The sequence below is a fragment of the Vibrio sp. LQ2 genome (assembly GCF_023920125.1).
Taxonomy (GTDB): domain Bacteria; phylum Pseudomonadota; class Gammaproteobacteria; order Enterobacterales; family Vibrionaceae; genus Vibrio; species Vibrio fluvialis.
Genome location: NZ_CP085308.1, coordinates 773972 through 791806 on the forward strand (window position 1 = coordinate 773972; position 17835 = coordinate 791806).

The 17835-nt window shown below is 50.1% G+C and carries 16 protein-coding genes; 6 read left to right on the plus strand and 10 right to left on the minus strand.

What is annotated here, in order from left to right; translation table 11 throughout:
* Positions 1-121 precede the first annotated feature (121 nt).
* Complete coding sequence (locus LGV68_RS03670) at positions 122-463, plus strand: DUF3802 family protein (RefSeq protein WP_020331033.1); 342 nt, start codon at positions 122-124, stop codon at positions 461-463.
* On the opposite strand, the gene LGV68_RS03675 is transcribed toward LGV68_RS03670, so the two are convergent.
* Positions 460-981 carry an NlpC/P60 family protein gene (locus LGV68_RS03675; RefSeq protein WP_020331034.1) on the minus strand — a complete coding sequence of 174 codons (522 nt, stop codon included), beginning with the start codon at positions 979-981 and terminating at the stop codon, positions 460-462. The two genes, LGV68_RS03670 and LGV68_RS03675, sit on opposite strands and share 4 nt — an antisense overlap.
* 98 nt (positions 982-1079) lie before the next feature.
* Here LGV68_RS03675 and LGV68_RS03680 point away from each other — a divergent pair, with 98 nt between their 5' ends.
* Positions 1080-3113 (plus strand): methyl-accepting chemotaxis protein, encoded by a 2034-nt coding sequence (locus tag LGV68_RS03680; protein WP_252536280.1) that lies wholly within the window; start codon positions 1080-1082, stop codon positions 3111-3113.
* Here LGV68_RS03680 and LGV68_RS03685 read toward each other — a convergent pair.
* Positions 3110-3901 (minus strand): sterol desaturase family protein, encoded by a 792-nt coding sequence (locus LGV68_RS03685; RefSeq protein ID WP_252536735.1) that lies wholly within the window; start codon positions 3899-3901, stop codon positions 3110-3112. The genes LGV68_RS03680 and LGV68_RS03685 overlap by 4 nt on opposite strands.
* A gap of 119 nt (positions 3902-4020) precedes the next feature.
* Between LGV68_RS03685 and LGV68_RS03690 the strand changes: the two genes are divergently transcribed.
* Together LGV68_RS03690 and nagK are read left to right on the plus strand one after the other, a co-directional pair.
* A complete protein-coding gene (locus LGV68_RS03690; protein ID WP_024374413.1) occupies positions 4021-4758 on the plus strand; it encodes a tRNA-uridine aminocarboxypropyltransferase in 738 nt (245 codons plus the stop codon).
* Between the two features lie 161 nt (positions 4759-4919).
* Entirely contained in the window at positions 4920-5831 is a 912-nt protein-coding gene (gene nagK / locus LGV68_RS03695; RefSeq protein WP_020331038.1) for an N-acetylglucosamine kinase, read from the plus strand.
* A gap of 38 nt (positions 5832-5869) precedes the next feature.
* Here nagK and LGV68_RS03700 read toward each other — a convergent pair whose 3' ends face one another.
* From LGV68_RS03700 to LGV68_RS03725, 6 genes are read right to left on the minus strand one after another with little or no spacing between them, the layout of a single operon-like run.
* Positions 5870-6139, minus strand: coding sequence for a DUF2960 family protein (locus LGV68_RS03700; protein ID WP_020331039.1), 270 nt, complete (start codon positions 6137-6139; stop codon positions 5870-5872).
* 28 nt (positions 6140-6167) lie between these two features.
* Positions 6168-7964: a bifunctional molybdopterin-guanine dinucleotide biosynthesis adaptor protein MobB/molybdopterin molybdotransferase MoeA gene (locus tag LGV68_RS03705; RefSeq protein WP_252536282.1), complete on the minus strand. Its 1797-nt coding sequence runs from the start codon at positions 7962-7964 to the stop codon at positions 6168-6170.
* Positions 7961-8578: a molybdenum cofactor guanylyltransferase MobA gene (mobA, locus tag LGV68_RS03710; RefSeq protein WP_172557374.1), complete on the minus strand. Its 618-nt coding sequence runs from the start codon at positions 8576-8578 to the stop codon at positions 7961-7963. Before mobA ends, LGV68_RS03705 begins: the two co-directional genes overlap by 4 nt.
* Positions 8526-9236, minus strand: a complete 711-nt coding sequence (locus LGV68_RS03715) for an energy-coupling factor ABC transporter ATP-binding protein (protein ID WP_061056508.1) — start codon at positions 9234-9236, stop codon at positions 8526-8528. Before LGV68_RS03715 ends, mobA begins: the two co-directional genes overlap by 53 nt.
* A 9-nt stretch (positions 9237-9245) precedes the next feature.
* Positions 9246-9944, minus strand: coding sequence for an ABC transporter permease (locus LGV68_RS03720; RefSeq protein ID WP_020331043.1), 699 nt, complete (start codon positions 9942-9944; stop codon positions 9246-9248).
* A gap of 9 nt (positions 9945-9953) precedes the next feature.
* Positions 9954-10769: a substrate-binding domain-containing protein gene (locus LGV68_RS03725; protein WP_047456839.1), complete on the minus strand. Its 816-nt coding sequence runs from the start codon at positions 10767-10769 to the stop codon at positions 9954-9956.
* 259 nt (positions 10770-11028) lie between these two features.
* Here LGV68_RS03725 and LGV68_RS03730 point away from each other — a divergent pair, with 259 nt between their 5' ends.
* Entirely contained in the window at positions 11029-12480 is a 1452-nt protein-coding gene (locus LGV68_RS03730) for a sigma-54 dependent transcriptional regulator (RefSeq protein WP_252536284.1), read from the plus strand.
* The gene (locus LGV68_RS03735; protein ID WP_104408507.1) at positions 12458-14500 is read left to right on the plus strand and encodes a cache domain-containing protein; all 2043 of its coding nucleotides are present in this window, start codon (positions 12458-12460) and stop codon (positions 14498-14500) included. Before LGV68_RS03730 ends, LGV68_RS03735 begins: the two co-directional genes overlap by 23 nt.
* 39 nt (positions 14501-14539) lie before the next feature.
* Here the strand turns inward: LGV68_RS03735 and LGV68_RS03740 are convergent, their stop codons facing one another.
* Together LGV68_RS03740 and LGV68_RS03745 are read right to left on the minus strand one after the other, a co-directional pair.
* A complete protein-coding gene (locus LGV68_RS03740; RefSeq protein WP_222726943.1) occupies positions 14540-15439 on the minus strand; it encodes a mechanosensitive ion channel domain-containing protein in 900 nt (299 codons plus the stop codon).
* Positions 15439-17787, minus strand: coding sequence for an AAA family ATPase (locus LGV68_RS03745; protein WP_252536737.1), 2349 nt, complete (start codon positions 17785-17787; stop codon positions 15439-15441). Before LGV68_RS03745 ends, LGV68_RS03740 begins: the two co-directional genes overlap by 1 nt.
* Positions 17788-17835 lie beyond the last annotated feature (48 nt).

Here is a 17835-nt window from a genome sequence, read left to right on the forward strand (position 1 = left end):
TATTAGGCAAGGTTCTGAGGTAATTATCCTCGGTAAGAAACTGTGAAAAAACGGACACATGGCTTAGTATTACACAAGGTAACGTCGTGTCTGGCACAAAGCGGTATAGCGGAGAAGAAAAGTGGTTGTAGAAACCGATGGTTATTTGGCTCTGATTGAACATCTGGCAATGAACATGGATATCTTTACGCGCGAAGGCGACACTGGCAAAGAGAGTGTCGAAGACGTCGTAACGGATATGGTCGCCAGCAACATCATGGCTATCTTTGAGCAAAACCCAGAGCTTCACTCCAGCGTACGTTTTCAGTTATTGAAAGAAGCCGATTCTGTTGTAGAAGATCTCGGTGAAGTGTTGGCAGGTGTATGGGGTAAACCAGCGACAAACGATCAAATCGTTTTTCTGGATGAGTATATTGCGCTGGTAAAAAACCTGTTTGATTCAGCAGTCAGCAAGTATGATTAATTGACAACGGGCGGATCTTCAATCCGCCTGAATTGCCAGAACTTAGATGCCCAGTACGGGTTATCCAATCTCGAAATTATCACGCCTTTAGATGTCGATGCATGCATAAAAAGTTTATTGCCCAGATAGACCCCGACATGTTGCGTCGTTCGTGATGTCTTGAAGAACACCAAGTCTCCATATTTTGCCTGTTTGTACTTAATCGCATTGCCAACCTGGCTCTGTGACGATGTTGTACGCGGCAAAGGCTGCTGCCAGGCTTCGCGGTAAGCAATTTGCACAAACGCCGAACAGTCCACGCCACGTTTTGTATTTCCGCCCAATTGGTAAGGCACACCTTGCCACTGGTTATAAATATCAAAAAACGCAATCTCTTTACGCTCTTCGGTTTGCTCAAATGGCGTCAAACTCTCCGGCACCGACACGGCGGTATCGGGTTCTGCCTGCTCTTGCGGCGCTGACGAACAACCGGCCAAAACCAGCAATAAAATCAGATAGGGAATGCGATTTCTCATCATCTGTCACTTAACTGAAATTTGAATGAAATATTTCTGACACATTCGATTCCTACCATGTCGACGGATCTTTAAAAGTGGAATCGGACTCTCAACTTCCTATGACTCAGCTTACTCAGCAGGGCAAAGTGTTTTCTTTAATCCAAACACTCACTGCCATCTTTATGTCGATCACACTACTCGTTATCGTGTTGTCTGTCACCAGTATCAAAGGCATCGAACGGGTGGGGTATCAATTCAATCACTTATCGGAGCAGGCATTGCCGCTCGCGTTAAATAACGCCACACTGACCCAAAACATTCTCGAACAGGTCAAATACCTGGGTTACGGCACGCGTGCCAAAACCACTGACGAGCTCACGGCTATTCAGTCCAACATTTCTGAGCTCGATACGCAAGCCCAGCATTCTCTTGAGCAGATGAAGACCATCGCGGCTCAATTCAACAATTTGATCGATGCCAGCAAACAGCAGGCACTGGTTGACAGCATTGCGCAACTGAGCAACTTATCGAATGATATTCTCAACGCTCAACAGCAACAGCTTGCTCAACAACAAGAAATTGCCCAGCAGGCAACAGGCTTTCGTTATGGTTTGAGTTCGATAGGGCCAGAAATGAGCCGTATTGCCTCATTTCTTTCTGTCGACAACCCGGAATCTATGGATGCGGCTAACCGCTTTACCGCTTCGGCAAGCTCAATGGAAAGTACTTTCCTGATGCTGATGATGCAGGACGATTTAGACAAGGCACACACCCAATACAAAGAGTTGAAAAGCCGCATTGCGGGCCTTGAACTGGCCTATGACGATTTCAAAGAGTGGCACCCGGATGTTACTGACTTTGCCAGCCTGACCGCGCCGTATGACATGGTGAAAACCGGGTTCAAATCCGGCGGCATCCTGGATCAGATCCTCACGAAGTTAGAAACGTCACAACAACAAAACCAGCAATTTGAGCAAGCGGCCGTCGTCGCTCAACAGACGGTAAGCATTCTGAATGCGTTGTCGGATGATGCCAAATCATTGATCGCATCCAAAGAGCAAGAAGTGCAAAGCACGATGCAAAGCGTCACTTGGATTCAATTGGTGAGTGGCGCGGCTCTGGTGGTGATGATTGTACTTGCCTGGTTTGGACTGCGTAAATGGGTCAACAGCGGCATGCGAAATATCAGCAAACATCTGACGTTGATGACCGAACACGATCTGGCACATCAAGCTTCGATGACGGGGCCGCAAGAGTTTCATCACATCGCAAACCAACTCAATCAGGTGATCGACAGTACACACGATTCCATTTCGACCGTTACACGCAACTGCGAAACGCTGTACCAAACGGCTGAACTGAGTTACGACGCCGCCGATCAATCGAATAAGAGTCTGGCCCTGCAAAACCAGGCACTGATGAATATGGTAACCACCATCAACCAGCTCGAAGCATCTATTCGTGAAATTGCGGGCGTAACCAATGATTCTTACACGGATTCACTGTCTGCCGCGGAGCACTCGGCCAATGGCGTGAAGGTGGTCGAACTGAACCGTCAACGTCTGGAGTCTCTCGATTCAACGCTCAACATCAACGAATCGGCGATGCTGGAGCTCGACACTCGCGTGACCAAAATTCGTGAAATGGTCGATTTGATCAGCGGTATTGCCGACAGCACCAATTTGCTGGCATTGAACGCAGCGATTGAAGCGGCACGTGCTGGTGAACAGGGCAGAGGGTTTGCGGTGGTCGCGGATGAAGTGCGCAAGCTTGCCAGCGACACCACAACACAAACAGCCAATATTCGCGAAATGATGAACGAGCTGGTGCAAGCGGCTGGCCGTTCTCGTCAGGCAGTGGAAGATTCACGTACCGAAATGGCGCATGCTCTCGCATCCAGCGAAGAGGTTAAAACCACCTTCTCTGATATTGAGCAGGCAGTGACCCACATTCGCGCTCGTGTTGAGCAAATATCTGTGGCCACGGAAGAACAAGAACGCGCTACAGCGGATGTCAGCCAGTCCATTACACAAATTTCAGAGCAAGGTGAGCAAACTAAGCTACAGCTCGAAGCCATGGTCGAAAGCTCAGAGCACGTGGCCGAAATCGCCGGTCATCAGCAAGCGATGCTGCACAAGTACACTCTGAGTTAACTTTCCCGAAATGGCTGGGTAAGCATTTTATCCAGCCATTGTTCTCGGGATTGCTGAAACTGCGGCAGACCGATTTTCATCCCTTCATGTCCCAACTCTGGCTGGGCAATATAAGTCGCAAACAGCCGATCCCACACCGATAAAAAGAAACCAAAATTGGAGTGTGTCTCACGGTCAATCACAGAATGGTGAACACGATGCATGTCGGGCGTCACCAGCAGGATGCGCAGCCATTTATCGATCGCAAGCGGCAGACGAGCGTTGCTGTGGTTAAACATTGCGCTGGCATTGAGCACAATTTCAAACACAACCACGGCAAGTGGTGAAACACCGATCAACGTCACCGCACCCACTTTAATCCACATCGAGATAATGATTTCGACCGGATGGAAACGTGTACCTGTGGTGACGTCAATGTCCTGATCCGCGTGATGCATACGGTGCAAACGCCACAAAACGGGCAGGCGATGAAACATCACATGCTGCGCGTAAATCACGCCGTCTAACAAGATAATGGACAGGACAAAGGCAAGAGCTGGCGGAATTTCCAGCCAGTAAAGCAGGCCAAAGTGAGTCACTTCGGTCCAGTGCGCCGCGGATACCGCCACGATCGGCATCATCAACGTCAAAAGCAGGCTGTTGAGGCCAACTAAGCCGAGGTTATTTACCCAGCGCAGCCACTTTCTCTGTGTCAGTATTTTTCGCGGACGATTCGATTCCCACAGTGCACATGCGATCAGCACCAGCATGAAAATCATCAGTCGAACGGTTTCTGTGTGTTGTAACATCATCGCCTCCAGCAAATTTCCTTTTCGCTAAAAACTTTACGTTTCCCTCAAGACAACACTGGCGCAGGGCACAAGCTGTCAGTAAAATCGCAGCCTATTTTTCCTCTGTCACTGCGTCTATGAGAATTCACGCCTTCCATCGTTTGTATCAGTATCGCCTTGAACGATCAACTAAACCTTTTTTGGCTCGCGGGTCACGTATCATTCGCTGCCCGTATTGCCATGTCAGTGAAGCGCACTGCTTGTGTGCCCACCAGCCTGATGTCGACACCGACGTTGCGGTGATGTTGATCGTCTCTGAAAACGAAGTGTTTAAACCCAGCAACACCGGGCGTTTAATTGCCGACATCATCAAAGAAACCTACGTGTTTCAGTGGAGCCGGACAGAACCCGCAGAAGAGATGCTGGCGATCCTGAACGATCCTGCCTATTTCCCGGTTCTCGTTTTCCCGGCGGAACTTGAAGAAGACAAACAACGCGTCATGACCGCGCTGCCTGAGAGAACAGACCGTCGCAAACCACTTTTAATTTTCCTCGATGGCAGTTGGCGCGAAGCGAAGCGCATTTTCCGTAAATCGGATTACCTCGCCAATCTGCCTTTAGTATCGATCGAGCCGGAGACTTTGTCGCGTTACGTCATGCGTAAGTCAGATAACGAACAACATCTGGCGACCGCTGAAGTGGCAAGTTTAGTTTTGGATAAGTTCGGGGAATATCAAGCCGCAGACACACTGCGACTGTGGTTCGACGCCTTTAAAGAGAGCTACCTGATGTGTAAGTCTCGCCTCAAAGTGGATGGTGAAAAAATTGCCCTGAAACGATTCATTGAGCATCGCGAAAGCGAGAAGTCACTCTAAACTCTGGCAATTTGCTGGTTGCTAACTGCGCAATCAGTTCAAGTGACAAAATAAACCCGTCCTTGGTCACGGACTGTGTCAGGTGGTCTATGGATAATACCGCTGTTTAACTTTTGTTATTTTGATCCCAAGGTTGGGGTGCTTTATTAGGAGAGAATCGCATGTACTACGGCTTTGATGTCGGCGGGACAAAAATTGAGTTTGGTGCATTCAACGAGAAGCTTGAACGCGTAGCGACTGAGCGCGTGCCGACACCAACAGAAGATTACCAGCTATTAGTGGACACGATCGCTGGTCTGGTTGCGAAATACGATGAAGAATTTGGCGTCCAAGGCACAATTGGTCTTGGCTTGCCAGGAATGGAAGATGCTGATGATGGTACCGTTCTGACCGTAAACGTACCGTCTGCAAAAGGCAAACCGTTACGCGCGGATCTGGAAGCCAAAATTGGCCGCAGCGTAAAAATTGAAAACGATGCGAACTGTTTCGCGCTGTCTGAAGCGTGGGATGATGAACTGAAAGACGCGCCATCCGTCATGGGTTTGATCCTGGGTACAGGTTTTGGCGGTGGTCTGGTTTACGAAGGCAAAGTATTTTCTGGCCGCAACCACGTTGCGGGTGAAATCGGTCACATGCGCCTGCCAATTGATGCCTGGTTCCATTTAGGCTCTGATAAAGCGCCGCTGCTGAGCTGTGGTTGCGGCAATAAAGGTTGTATGGACAACTACCTGTCTGGCCGCGGTTTTGAACTGATTTACGAACACTACTTTGGCGAGAAGAAGAAAGCGATCGAGATCATCAACGCGCACAAAGAAGGTGAGGCGAAAGCGGTTGAGCACGTTGAGCGCTTTATGGAACTGCTGGCGATCTGTTTCGGTAATATCTTTACCGCGAACGATCCGCACGTTGTCGTGTTGGGTGGTGGCCTGTCGAACTTCGAACTGATCTATGAAGAGATGCCAAAGCGCGTACCTAAGCATCTGCTGTCGGTAGCGAAATGTCCGAAGATCATCAAAGCCAAACATGGCGATTCAGGTGGTGTGCGCGGCGCGGCATTCCTGAACATCAAATAAAGAAAAAGGGCTTGCAGTCGCAAGCCCTTTTTTCATCATCACTGTTTCGGCTTTTTACCGACACCAAAGTTCTCTTTGGCTTGCAGGGTGATGGTGCCAAATCCCAACTTCTTGAAGTGGTTATCACGGTAGTTACGTACCGCTTTGGTATCCGAAATCGCTTCAATTTGTTGTTCCATCTTCAGATAGTCTTTCAAATCGATGCCTTCTGCTTCGGCGACCGCTTCATGAATATTGCGATGTTTCTCGTATGAGAATGTCAGCGTTTTCTCTTCGTTTTTGTAGGTGTAAATAATGGTGCGAGCCATGTTTTCTCTCTCATACCTTATGAATGGGCTAGATTCTGCCTTGTAGTGGGATGATTGTCACGCTTTCACCGACTTTTACCGTATCAATCGCAGGATTGATTTCAATCAGACAATTCGCTTCGCTCATGGAACGCAGAATGCCGGAACCCTGTTTACCCGTGGTTTTGACCGTGAGCTGGCCGAGCTCATTAAGGGTGTAGACACCACGGCTAAATTCAGTGCGCCCTTGACGGGAGCGCAGCTCTTCCATCGCGATCGCATTGATTTTCAACGGAGTCCAATTGGTTTCACCTTGCATCTTGCGCAGGGCAGGCTCGACAAAATTGATGAATGACACCATCACCGCGACAGGATTGCCTGGTAAACCAAAGAAAGGTTTGTTTTGGATATGGCCAAACGCAAGTGGACGTCCCGGGCGCATGTTGATGCGCCAGAAATCAATTTGTCCCAGTTTTTCCAGTGCGGACTTAATGAAATCGGCATCACCGACAGAAACACCGCCAGAGGTCATTACCACATCCGCATTCTCTGCGGCGTGTTGCAATGTTTCCATCATTCGCGCTTCGTCGTCTTCGATAATGCCAAGGTCGATGACCTCACACCCCAAGTTCGTCAGTAGCCCCATCAGGGTGTAGCGATTCGAATCGAAAATGCAGTGATCATTCTGTTCACTGCCAGGCGCCTGCACTTCATCACCGGTGGAAAACAGGGCGACTTTGAGTTTGCGATAAACAGGCAAAGTGGCAAAACCCAGCGATGCTATCATGCCCATCTCAGCAGAAAGCACTCGTTGGCCAAACTCGAAGACATGTTGACCAAGCGCCAGATCTTCGCCTGCCTGACGCACGTTCTGACCTGGCTTGATGTACGCATCGCCGAAAGACACGCGATTTCCATTGGTTTGTGCCTGTTCGCGCATCACCACTGTGTCTGCGCCCTCAGGAACGGGCGCGCCAGTCATGATCTTCACCGCTTGCCCGGCTTGAATCACTTTGTTGTAGCCGTGGCCCGCCATCACTTCCGCGACCAGTTCAAATTGCGCCAAACCAATGTCTTCACTGCGAATAGCGTAACCATCCATGGCGGAATTACGGTATGCCGGTACATTGATAGGGGACGTTACCGCCTCACTCAATACCCGTTGGTAGCCTTCATTGACCGCAACGGATTCAGATTCTGTCAGCACCTTTACTGCATCAAGGATGTTTTGGCGACCTTGTTCTACTGATAAGAAGGCAGGGGAAAGCGAATCGCAGCTTCCGGTTTCAGCTTTACCGGTTTTGGATTCAAGAGGCTCGCCTGCTTTGCCAACGTAATCGAGCACAAACTTGGCAATCGCATCCAAATCATTAATGTTCATCTGTGGCAGGGACGACTCCACCGTTTCATCAGCAGCAATCGCAATGATGTTGTCATCGTTCGGGTAAAGCCACGGTTTGCCAACCTCGGCACGGTGCAGTTCGATTTTCGGAAACGCAATGTTCTTACACCCTTCCACCAAAATCACATCCAACTGCTGAGCATCAAAGCGTTGCAACAGATAGTCAAACTCGGCTTCTGCATCCGGCGTTTCCGTCATCAGCGCAAAGCGATTCCGTGAGGCGATCAGCATCTGGGATGCACCGGCTTTGCGCAGACGGTAGCTGTCTTTGCCCGGCTTATCGACATCAAAATTGTGATGAGCATGTTTCAGAATGCCTAAGCGAAGGCCAGCCGCTGTAAGTTTGGGAACCAAGGCTTCCAACAAGGTGGTTTTGCCAGTTCCGGAGTACGCCGCAAAACCGAGCAAAGGCAGGGATAGGCGTGAAGAATGCGATGAATTCATGGCTGTAATGCTCCGAATTGAGCCAGCTCTTGTGGCGTATTTAAATTGAAAAAGCAGTCTGGTGAATCGCTGAAATCAACTTCGGCGGTGTGACATTCGTTATACAGCAGAATAATTTTGCGGTCGCCACGCTCCAGAAACGCCGCCAGTTTTGGCAGCACGCGTTTGTGAAACAGTGTGAACACGGGTTGTTGATGTTCACCATCGGTCGCGACCAGAATATCGGTTTGCGGCGTCACGGCGGCGCAAAAACGCGCCACAAGGTCTTTCGCAATCATCGGGCTGTCACAAGGTACAAAGCCGACCCAATCAGTCTGCGCTGCGTTGAGTCCGGCGTGAATACCACCAAGTGGGCCCGGGTAACCGGCAAACTGATCCGAAACCACAGGCGCGAACTGTTGGTACCACTCCTGATTACGGTTGGCATTGATGAGGATATGGTCTGTTTGAGGTTGCAGACGTTCCAGTACGTGCTGAACCAAAGGTTTATCGTTGAGTTTGATCAGTCCTTTGTCGTTTCCACCCATGCGGCTGGCTTGCCCACCCGCTAAAATCACCCAACTAGTTTGAGAGGGAAGTAACATAGGTATTCTCTTGTTCTTCTTTGACGACATGAAGCAGCGGTGATTCAACCAAGGTACGGTCTTTAATCCACCACTGTTTTTTACACAATGTAGTGAGCGCGTTGGTCTGGTGACTGGTGATCACCAAACTGGAGCCTCGGTCCAGTAAATCCTTGGCCATTATAACTAATCTGTCGATAGATTCCTGATCTAATGACGCACTCGGCTCATCCATCAGCAAAATAGACGGCTTTAAAATCCACGCGCGAGCCATCGCAACACGCTGCTTTTCACCACCGGATAACACCGACACATGCTCATCGGCCAATGTTTCTAGTCCCACCATGCGCAGCGCAGTGATCACTTCAGCACGCTTGTCTTTGGCAGACAGAGAAGAGAAACGAATGCCATACACCACGTTTTGATACACGGTGTCGTCGAACAGATAGGGACTTTGATGCAGGTAGATAACGTTGCGGCGCGCTTTGCTACGCCAGATTCTGCGCCACCACATCTGGCTGTTAGACACTCTGCCCGTGGTCGGAACCAGAAGCCCGGACAGAATTTTAAGCAGCGTGGTTTTACCCACACCGTTGTCACCCTTGAGATAAATCGCATCATTCGGGCCAATCGACAATTGTGGAATGTGAAACAGAACGCGATCTTTAAAACGCATAGATAACTGCTGTGCGGTCAGCTTAATCGACATTCGACATCCTTATGTACGTAGATAGCCTTTGCCACGCATACTGGTAAGCAAAAAGTTGAGAGCCAGTGCTAATGAGAGTAGCACCATTCCCAGTGCAACACCTTGCGCAAAAGCGCCTTTGTGACTTTCCATCGCAATCGCGGTTGGGATGTTGCGGGTCAGGCCCATAATGTTGCCGCCCACCATCATTGAACAGCCGACTTCAGTCACAATACGAGAAAAGCCTGCAATAGTCGCGGCACAGAGTGGAAAACGGGTTTCCCACACCATGGTTGCAGCAATCCGCGGAACCGACACCCCCAGCGTCATTGCCGTTTCGACCGATCGGCGATCGCTCGATTGCAACGCGCCGTGCATCATTGACACCAAAATAGGAAAACAGATCAGCATCTGACCGAAGATCATCGCTTTTTGAGTGAACAGCATTTGCCAATCGCCAAGCGGACCCGCCCGAGACAGCAGCATATAGAGCAACAAGCCAATCACCACCGTTGGAACAGCTTGCAGAGTGTTGATCAGGGAAAGCAGGAACCATTTGCCCCGAAAATTGGTATACGCGAACACAAAAGCCAGCAATACAGACGGGACGATCACTAAACCGATCGCCGCCAGAGAAACACTAAAGGAGACCGCAACGATCTCCCATAGCTCAGAGTCAAAGCTCACCAGTAAGGTGAGTGCCTCCAATGTGGTTTGCCATAAGCTCATGAACCGCGGTTACTCGTGCGCGTTGGCAACAAACAGCTGCTGTCCATTGAGTTTGAAATCGTTAATCAGCTTCTGGCCTTTATCGGCTACCAACCAGTCACTGAAGACTTTCGCGCCTTGATAGTTGATGGTTGGGTAACGTTCAGGGTTCACCAGAATCACTTGGTATGGGTTAAACAATGCTTTGTCGCCCTGGAACAGAATCTTCAGATCCAGCTTGTTGGTGTACGCCAGCCAAGTGCCACGATCGGTCAGCGTATATGCTTGCATCTCAGACGCCATGTTCAGCGTTGGTCCCATGCCTTGACCGACAGAGCGGTAGCCACCGAAGTTCGGTTCAATTTTGTTTTGTGCCCAGATACCCAGCTCTTTTTTGTGCGTACCGGAATCATCGCCACGAGAGATGAAAGTTACGCCACTGGTTGCGATCTGTTTAAACACGCCCGCGACGTCTTTCTGGTCAGCGACGTGCGCAGGATCACTTTCCGGCCCAACAACCACGAAGTCGTTGTACATCAGTTTACGCGGCATGACACCAAAGCCCTGGTCAACAAAAGTCGCTTCCGCTTTCGGCGCGTGTGTCATCACTAAATCCACATCGCCGTTTTCGCCCATCTTCAGCGCTTTGCCCGTACCAGCAGCAATGACGTCGACTTTGTAACCGGAATCTTGTTCAAACTTAGGCAGTAGATAATCAAGAAGGCCAGAGTGATAAGTGCTGGTTGTGGTGGCCAGACGAATGCGATGAACATCATCGGCACTGGTAGCGGAATAACTGACGAGAAGCAAAGAAGTAGCAGCGAGGCTGAAAGTCACTTTATTCATTCTAATTTCCATTTTTTGATGAGATTGATTACGAATGCATTGATTCGTGACCAAAAAGTCACGAACAAAGCGAGGCTTATTGCAATCTGAATGCCAAAACTAATAGCGCAATTTCCCGCCGAAAAACAAAGGATATTCCACAGATCCTGACTAAAATAAGTGTCAGTGCACATAAGCTAGGACAAAATGTCCCAATTTACTCTTATCGAGAGTAAGGTTAATTGCGTCGTTATGTCCCAACAGGAAATTTGAATCCATTATGTCTCAATCATTTGACTCGCAATCATCTCTCCAATACCAGGCTTTTTCTGTGCTCGTGGTCGATGACGAACCCGGCATGCAAGCCATTCTAAAAAAAGCGCTGGGTAAATGGTTTTCCAAAGTCGACAGCAGCGGCAGCATTGAAGAAGCTGAAGCGCTGCGTATTGAACATCATTACGACCTGATCATTCTTGATATCAACCTGCCGGGGCGCTCCGGCATCGAATGGGAAGAGGCCTTCAGTGACGAAGACCGCCGCGCAGACGTTATTTTCATGACCGGTTATGCCGATTTGGAAACCGCCATCAGCGCGCTGAAACTCGGCGCTTCGGATTTCATTCTCAAGCCGTTTAATCTTGATCAGATGCTGCAAGCGGTAAAACGCTGTATGGACAAGCGTCTTAACGAACGTATGCAGTACGCATTGCAACGAGACTATCAACGCCACTGCGCGACCCAGATCATGGGCCATTCACACAAAACTGAGCAACTCAAGCAGTTGATCCTGCAGTTCGCGCCGTCAAGAGCCTCCGTTTTAGTTGAAGGGGAGTCGGGGACGGGTAAGGAATTGGTGGCTCGCGCGATTCACGAAGCCAGCGACCGTCAGGGGCCTTTTGTGCCCGTTAACTGTGGTGCCATTGCCCCGGAACTCCTCGAAAGTGAGCTGTTTGGCCACACGTCAGGCGCATTTACCGGTGCCAAGAAAAGTCGAGAAGGTCTGTTTCGCGTCGCCAATGGCGGCACGTTGTTTCTTGATGAAATCGGTGAAATGCCGCTGGCCATGCAGTCCGCATTGCTGCGTGTATTGGAACAGCGCGCCATTCGTCCGGTCGGGTCCGAAAAAGAGATCAATATTGATGTCCGAGTCGTAGCGGCGACCAACCGCAACCTGCAGCAAGAAGTCGAGCAGGGGCGTTTTCGCGGCGATCTGTTCTACCGTCTTAATGTCCTCAAAATCGATGTCAGTCCACTACGCGAGCGCAAAGCCGATCTCAAAGATTTGGTGCCGTTTTTTACCAAGAAGCTGTGCGCCGAGCTGAGTATGCCAGTACCCAAATGGGCACATGAAGATGTGTCCGCCATGCACGATTACGACTGGCCGGGCAATATTCGTGAGCTGAAAAACCTCATAGAACGCTGCATTCTGCTCGGCAAACCACCCGCTCATTACTGGCGCGAGTTACACGGCTATCCTGTCGCCATTGAGGTGACAACGTCACAAAAATTAAATGATAAGATGACCCACAGCGATATTGTGGTGGAAACTTCAGGTACGGGTTATCCCAACCACTGGACACTCAAAGAGGTAGAGAAAGCACATATCATGCAGATTGTGGATTTCTACGAAGGCAACAAATCGGCGGCTGCACGTGACTTAGGTGTTGCACGCAAAACCTTAGAGCGCAAATTCAAAGAGTGGGACGGCGATGAGCAAGACAATCTTGGCTAAGATTCCACTGTGGCAGAAGTGGCGACATCGGGTCAAAACCATGGTGCGCTATCGTCTGCTGATCCTCACTTCAGTGCCAATTGGCTTTACGCTGATTGCGTTGATCGCCATTTCTATCTACTGGTCGATTCACTACACATGGCAAAGTGCACTGGTCGATGTGTCTGAACGCTTAGGTGTGGCGCACAACAGCATGACGTTACTGCAACAAAAGCAAGCCAGTTACGTCAAAGCGTTCGGCGACTCTTACGAGTTTCGTACCCGCATAATGCACGCGGGTGAGGAGCCGGATCTCAACCAATGGGTGAATCAGCAGAAGCAGCGCTACGATCTCGATTTTCTCACCTTTGAGCGAGTGGATACGCTGGAGCAGAAGTTTCGTTATCTGGATTTAACCAAACGTGAATCGTTTTTTGATGTGCTATCGCAAAGCGAGCTGGCACAACTCGATCCTCAACTGGCTAAGCGCGCGGAAATCGAACGGGTTAACGCCGATCGCACCGAGACGCGCGGCTTGGTCAGCCGCACAGTCATTCCGGTACTGAATCAATATAACGACATCATCGGTTTTCTTGATGGCGGCTTGTTGCTTAACAACAGCAGCACACTGGTGGATCAGATCCGCGATCTGATTTATCCCACCAAACAAGATAATTTGCGTCCTATCGGCACTCTGACGATCTTTCTCGATAATCTGCGCGTCAGTACCAATGTGCCGTTAAACAGTGATGAGCGCGCAGGCCGGGCGATTGGTACGCGCGTATCGAACGAAGTGCGCGACGCCGTGCTGAATCAGGGCAAAGAGTGGGTCGATAAAGCGTATGTGTATGATGCCTGGTATATCACCGCGTACCAGCCGATTCGTGACCAGTACGATAACGTTGTCGGCATGCTGTATACCGGCTACCTGCTGTGGCCATTTGTGAAAACCTATTTGACCAATATTGTCGAAATCGGCGTAGCGACGCTGCTATTGCTGCTCGCTTCGGGCGTGTTTGTCTATCGTGGCTCACGCGATCTGTTCCGGCCCATAGAGCGTATCCATCGCGTGGTAAAGCTGGTTCAATTGGGTAAAAATCAGCGCATCGGCGCCATTGGCTTGGATGAGCGTCATGAGCTGGCACAGCTTGCCAAACAGTTCGACAACATGCTCGATCTTCTGCAGCAGCGGAATGAAGAAATTCAGCGTGCCGCCCACGATCTGGAGGAAAAAATTCTCGATCGCACGGCAAGCCTGCAAGAGAAAACCGAACAGTTGGAACACCACATTCAGTTACTGAACCAAACTCGCGACAAACTGATTGTGCATGAAAAGCTCGCCGCATTGGGCGAACTGACCGCAGGTATCGCACACGAGATCAACAACCCGACCGCGGTGATTCTGGGCAATACGGAATTGATCCGCTTTGAGCTGGGTGATGACGCCAAACGGGTCGAAGAGGAAATCGACGCCATCATGTTGCAGATAGACCGGATTCGCAATATTACCCGCAGTCTGCTGCAATACAGCCGCCACGGTGGCGTACAGGATGAAATTACCTGGCAGCACGTCAATCCGATCATCGATGAAAGCATCACGCTGGTCAAAACCGGTTCGAAAAAGCGCGATGTGGAATTTGTCACCGACCTGCATGCGCAAAGCTCGGTGGAAGTAAACCGCCATCAGTTATTGCAGATTCTGGTCAATTTACAGATGAACGCTATCCACGCCATGAACGGCAAAGGCAAACTGACCATTCGCAGCGAAGATTGGTGCGAACATGGCGAAGTGCTGGGTGCCATCGTCCACATCGAAGATGAAGGGTGTGGCATTAAGCCGGAACACCTCAAGCGAGTGTTTGACCCGTTTTATACCACCAAGCGCGAAGGCACCGGGCTCGGTTTGTCCGTCTCACAAAGTTTACTCAGTCAGACGGGCGGAGAGATTCGTGTTCAGTCGGAAGTGGGCAAAGGCAGTACCTTCAGCGTGTATCTGCCAAGCAAGGCCGATGCCCATTTATTGATTACCAAAGCCTCTTAACCTGCAAGAAAAACGCCTCCGACTGGAGGCGTTTTTCACTTAGTGTGCTTGTACGGCAATCTTTGGCGGCTTAATACCGTGCTTTTTAAACTCTTTCATGACGCGCAGGGTAATGTCCGTTTCAAACAGTTTCTCGTAGGCGGTATCCACCACATACGCCTTACACGTGAGCTGTACCGCAAGATAGTTATCGGTAATGGTTTGTTTCACCAATACCGTCACTGGTTTGGGCAGGTGGATATAACGGCTTGAAGAGGCGGCTTCCTGAATCAGGTCGCGCGCTAGCACGATGTCTTCATCCATACCGACGTAAAACGGGATCACTACCTGCATATCGAGCGCACCGTAGTTGCCACTGATGGTCACTTCATTGAGAAATTTGTTGTTCGGAATGGTAATGATGTCGTCGGTGAGAGTGCGCATACGTACGGAGCGCAGACCAATCGCGATAATATCGCCATAATTTCCTTCAAACGTGACGCGGTCACCGACCTGAAACGGGCGGTCAATCATCACCGTCATCCCAGCGATGAAGGAGGCCGCCAGGTCTTTCAGTGCAAAACCTACAGAGACGGCCAGCGTACCGCCAATCAACGCGAGAATGTGGTCATTCATGCGAAAGCTCAACATGAACACCACAATCCCGGCACTCATGTAGATGAAGAACTGCAGGAACGAATGAAACTTCTGCAACACCATTCGGTACTGCACAAACTGGCCGCCGATGGTGTTCACCAGTGAACTCATGAATTTCAACAGCAACCAGGTCGCCGCGATGATCAGAACCGAGAAAAACACGCCGCTCCAGCGGATAAGGCTGGCGAACTGTTGAAAGTCTTCAAGATTCGCCAGATCCTCCGCCGCGAAAACAGGAAAAGCCGTAAACGCCAGGAGCGCTAACAACCCGTGGATAGGTACGATGTGATTGAGTCTTTTCATTACTTCACCAGCAGATGTTGACGATCAAGAACGTTGGTTATGGTGCGATACCAGTGGTCAGAGACACGAGTTTTGTCTTCCGCCCATTCAATGTAACCGCGGCTTTCAAAATAGCGCATGATGCCAATCACTTCGGGGACCGTCAGCTGAGTACACTCCGACAACTCTTCCGGAGAAGCAATCTCAAGCTGAACAATCGAGCGCAGGACGGCCAGCATCGGTTTGGGCATTTTTTCCAGCTCCTGCGATTCCGGCGTATGGAACAGGCGCACGACCACTTGCTGAGTTTCTTTGTTGCGATTGAGTGAACGACGGAAAAAACGCAGCGCAACTGTCGGGTTGCCATCCGAGTAGTGCCACAATATGCGATAGAAACCTTGTTTCGCGCGTTCTTCGTCACTACTTTCTTCTTGACCCCATTGTTTGGGCACCACCAGTCCGTCAAATGAGACGGGATGTTCGACATCAGGGTTAATGCGGCTATCAAGCAATTCGGCAAGCTGTTTTTCGCTCCAGCGCGGAAGAACGGTCACCCAGTCAAACAGCAGCCGTTCGCCACGCGCGCGATCCACAAAACGCCAGCTCGATTTTTCAAGCGCCATGACCACTCGGTGATTCTTTTTCGAACGCCGTAACAGGTTGGTCAGACGCATCAGGCTACTCAGCCCGCCAACCATAGGTTTGACTAAACGCTGGGCGTTATCGACAGCAATCAGATAGGTCTGTTCACTTTTGCGTAAGTAAGCAAGGATCTGCACCTCAGTGGCATCTTCATCTAGCCCCAGGCTGAGCGCCAACAACGAAAGCAGCTCGTTGTAACCAGAATAAGGACAGCTGAGATAAAGCGGCTCTGCGTTTTTCACTTTGTTGAGAATCTTATACAGCAGTGTCGTCGTACCAACCCCGCGTTCGCCTGTCACCACGCAAATCGCCGGACTGTCCGTCAGCAGATAACGGGAGAGCTGCTTCATCTCTTCACTCGCGTAGTCGACCAACACACTGTCGAACGACCCAGGCAGAATATACTCAAATGTCTCATCCCCCCGCACACGCACATAGTTCTGATCGGCCGCAATGTTGGTGGTTTGTTTGGCGGCCTCAATACGAAACAGGTAAGCAAGCGCCTGACTAAAGAATGTGTAATTGGACAGCGCTGCGATCAAGCGGCGTTCAATACCGTTGATGGTCAGCCACACCATGGCAACCAGCGTCGCAGGAATACGCAGCAGAAGGCTATTCTTTTTACCCATGGCCCACATAACCCACAAAGGCTTGTCCGGCGTTTTCTCTACCACGGCAAAAATCCGTTCACGCCACAAACTGAGCACCGAAATGATCATCAGCAGGAACCACAGGTACATGGTCGTCAGAATCCACGTATAGATGGTGCCTTTACCCAAGGTGCGCATGGAAAGCTGCAACACCACACCCGTGATGATCACCGTCCAGACAATACGCCGAATCGTGCTCAAACGCAGTGCTATCAATGCCTTGTTGGAGGTGTGGCTGGAGCGGTAGGTAAATTCAAGGATAAGGCTTACCGCAATGGCGCCACCCCAAATCCACCAAATAAAGATCTCCAGATACACCAAATGCTGCAAACTCTTGATGGCACTGAGTACCTGCAGGGACAGCGTAATCGCAATCAACCACGCAATCGCTTTGTTCGCACTGCTGATATACCAAATTACACGCGCCAACAGCGACGGCGACTGTTTGTCCTTCAGATAACTCTGCCAAAACAGATCGATGAGATGTTTGCTGTTCCTGAGCCAGCCAATCAACAAGAAGTAAATCAGCAGCACCTTGCAGACCGACCAAATAAACGGCACGGGTGAAATCAGTAAATCGCCGAGCATCGATTCGAAACTGCGAATCTGAAACAGCATCAGATATTCCAGATTGAGCTGCATCTGTTTCCACTCAACCTGAAACTGCTTTACGCCGTCCGGACCAAAGCCAGTGTATTGGTCGCGCGTAAAACCATCGGTCAGGCTGAGCAGGTGTTGCTTGGAGCGGGAGAGGCTGGCCAGAGAGAGGTAAGTTTGCTGAAGATTGAACCAGTTCAGTTCATCGCTCTGGTGACGATAATTGGCCAGATAGGTTTGAAATTGGTCCACAGTATCTTGCTGCGCGCTAATAGCTTGATGCAGCAGGGTATTCACTTTCTGCTGATCCGAACGAGACATAAACAGAGGCTCAGGTAGGGCGCTGACTTCGTTTTCCAGCTGCAATACGCGTTCAGACGCTTTTGGAATCAAATCAACCTGATCATATTCCCATTCGGCCAGCGCTGGAAAAGCCACGCACCAACACAACAAAAGTAAGAATTTCGACACTGCCCGCATAGACGTTTTCACTTAGTTAACTTATTGATTATCAGAATTTAGTGTAGC